General features: G+C 74.5%; 3 protein-coding genes. All 3 read left to right on the plus strand.

Features of this window, described 5'->3' with window-relative positions:
- Positions 1-306: uracil-DNA glycosylase (locus tag ACFVW8_RS38965; RefSeq protein WP_389698774.1), on the plus strand; the 306-nt coding region annotated here is incomplete at its 5' end.
- Positions 307-383: 77 nt separating this feature from the next.
- Positions 384-1388 (plus strand): N-acetylglucosamine kinase, encoded by a 1005-nt coding sequence (locus tag ACFVW8_RS38970; protein ID WP_389698778.1) that lies wholly within the window; start codon positions 384-386, stop codon positions 1386-1388.
- A gap of 95 nt (positions 1389-1483) precedes the next feature.
- The coding region (locus ACFVW8_RS38975; RefSeq protein WP_389698776.1) for a sirohydrochlorin chelatase at positions 1484-2339 on the plus strand (856 nt) is incomplete at its 3' end.

Consider the following 2339-nt stretch of genomic DNA (forward strand, 5'->3'; position numbering starts at 1 on the left):
CTGCTCAACAGGGCACTGACCACAGCGCCCCGCCGGCCCGCCGCGCATCGCGGCAAGGGCTGGGAGGAGGTCACCCAGCAGGCGATCTCCGCGCTGGTCGCGCGGGGCACTCCGCTGGTGTCGGTCCTGTGGGGCCGCGACGCCCGCAATCTGCGTCCCTCGCTCGGGGATTTCCCGGCGATCGAGTCCTCACACCCCTCCCCCATGTCGGCGGACCGCGGGTTCTTCGGCTCCCGGCCGTTCAGCCGGACCAATGAGCTGTTGGTGAGCCAGGGCGCCCAGCCGGTCGAGTGGCGGCTGCCGTGACGTCCGCGTCCGCCGGAAGCGGCCCGGCGGCCGACGGCCCGGGCCTGCCGGGCCGGCCCGGGGAGTACATCCTCGGGGTGGACTCGGGCGGTTCCGGGCTGCGGGTGGCGCTGGGCACGGCCGGCTCGGACGCTCCCCTGGCCACCGCGGCGTGCGCCGAACCGGTACGGACCGGGCCTTCCGGCATCGACGCCGCCCATCTGCTGGAACAGCTGCTGCCCACTGTCCGGAACCTGCTCGCGCGACACGGCGGCGGCAGCCGGATCGTGGCCGCGGCGATCGGTGCGGCCGGTATGGCCACACTCGGCGACCGGCTGCGGGCCGAACTGCCGGCCGCCCTGGCGGACGCGCTCGGGGTACGGCGGCTGGCGCTCGCCGCCGACGCGGTGACCGCGTACGCCGGAGCGGTCGGGCAGCGGCCCGGCGCGGTGGTCGCGGCCGGCACCGGCCTGATCGCTCTCGGTACGGATCTGGCGCAGTGGCGGCGGGCCGACGGCTGGGGCCATCTGCTGGGCGACAGCGGCGGCGGCGCCTGGATCGGCCGCGCCGGACTCGACGCGGCGATGCGCGCCCATGACGGCCGGCGGGGCGGATCCCCGGCCCTGCTCGCCCGGCTCGAGGCGGTGTTCGGTCCGGCACCCGGACTGCCTGGCCTGCTCTATCCGCGCACCGACCGGCCCGCGGTCCTTGCCTCGTTCGCACCCGAGGTGGCCACCTGCGCGGCGCACGATCCCGTCGCCGAGGGCATTCTCCGTGCCGCCGCCGGACATATCGCGGAGGCCGCCGCAGCCGTGTGCCCCAAGGCCGGGGCAGACGACGAGGAATGCGAAGTGGCGCTGACGGGTGGCTTGTTCCGGATGGGTGACCCGTTGCTCGTACCGCTGCGCGAGGAGCTGGCCCGGCAGCTGCCGCACGCACGGGCGGTCCCCGGTTCGGGTGACCCTCTGATCGGTTCGCTGCGGATCGCGCAGGCGCTGGCCGGCGGTGGTCTGCTGCTGCCGCACCATCCGACGCTGCTCTGCATTCCGCTGTCCGGACCGGACCGGCACCCCGGCACAGGGGTGACAGAGCAGGGCAGTTGACCGGTAAGCCGCCCATCGGATAAATGCGGACAGATGACGCTCGACCGGACCCTCCCCGCGCAGCGGGGTACCCAAAACCAGTAGCATGCGGCGCCATGAGCACCCCCACTGGGCCCGCTTCCGGCCTGCCTGTACGAATGCCGCGACCTCGCCAGTCCGGACGGCACCGCCGCCCGGAGCCCGCGGTCGCACCTGAGGGCGCTGCCGCGCTCGTTCTCGCCGTTCCCGGTACGCCCTCTTCGGCCACCCGCAGTCTGGCCGAAGAAGTGATCAGCATTGCCCGCTCCGAGCTGCCCGGTCTTAACGCCCTGATCGGCTACCTCGACGGCGACGATGCCGAGTACCCCACTCTTGCCTCCGTGCTCGCGCACTCCGCCGCCGAGCGCGTCGCGCGCTTCGAGCAGGCGACGGCCGCGGGCCGTGAGGTCGCTCCGCCCGAGGGCCCGGCCGCCGTCGTGGTACCGCTGCTCGCAGGGCCGGACAGCGCCCTTGTGCAGCGGATAGGCCAAGCGATCACGGACAGCCAGGCACCGGCCGAGCTGACCGATGTGCTCGGCCCGCACCCGCTGCTCGCCGAGGCGCTGCACGTTCGCCTCTCCGAGGCCGGCCTCGCCCGCGCCGACCGCGCCAGGCTGTTCACGGTGGCCACGGCCGCCGATGGCATCGTGCTGGCCACGGTGGGCGGCGAGGAGGCTGTGCAGGCCGCCGGGATCACCGGAATGCTGCTGGCCGCCCGGCTTGCGGTGCCGGTGATGGCAGCCGCCCTGGACGTCGAGGGTTCGGTCGCCTCGATCGCCGCGCAGCTGAAGGACGCCGGCTCGCTCCAGCTGGCGGTCGCGCCGTACCTGGTGGGTCCGGAGGTGGCCGAGGGGCTGCTGGACTCCGCCGTCAAGGAAGCGGGCTGCGCGAGCGCCGAGCCGCTCGGTGCCTACCCGGCGATCGGCAAGCTGG

The organism is Streptomyces sp. NPDC058221 (genome assembly GCF_042882365.1).
GTDB lineage: Bacteria > Actinomycetota > Actinomycetes > Streptomycetales > Streptomycetaceae > Streptomyces.